The following is a 371-nucleotide window of genomic DNA, read 5'->3' as shown; positions in this document are numbered from 1 at the left end:
CAAGATGGCGCAGCGGACGGGGCTCGAACCCGCGACCTCCGCCGTGACAGGGCGGCATTCTAACCAGCTGAACTACCGCTGCATCCAAAGTAAAGAAGTAGAGATTATAAAACCTATTTATGATTTTATAAAATGGTGGTCACTATAAGACTCGAACTTATGACATCCACCTTGTAAGGGTGGCGCTCTACCAACTGAGCTAAGCGACCTATGATTGGCGACCCCTAGAGGATTTGAACCTCTGTTTCCACACAGAGAGAGTGTTGTCCTGGGCCACTAGACGAAAGGGTCATAACCCTAACAATAAAAATGGTGTCCCGTGTTGGATTCGAACCAACGGCCCCCTCCTTAAAAGGGAGATGCTCTACCGG

3 tRNA genes are annotated in these 371 nt (G+C 49.6%); all 3 read right to left on the bottom strand.

Annotation, left to right across the window (positions count from 1 at the left end):
• Positions 1-5: 5 nt before the first annotated feature.
• Positions 6-82 (bottom strand) — tRNA-Asp (locus AJN56_RS04785).
• 51 nt (positions 83-133) lie between these two features.
• Positions 134-209, bottom strand: a tRNA-Val gene (locus AJN56_RS04780).
• A 6-nt stretch (positions 210-215) separates the two neighbouring features.
• Positions 216-291: transfer RNA gene (locus AJN56_RS04775), tRNA-Arg, on the bottom strand.
• Positions 292-371 lie beyond the last annotated feature (80 nt).

This window comes from Campylobacter sp. BCW_4319, assembly GCF_001764435.1.
Taxonomy (GTDB): Bacteria; Campylobacterota; Campylobacteria; order Campylobacterales; family Campylobacteraceae; genus Campylobacter_D; species Campylobacter_D jejuni.
Note: the sequence above shows the minus strand (reverse complement) of the source record. Positions and strands in the feature narration are given on the sequence as shown.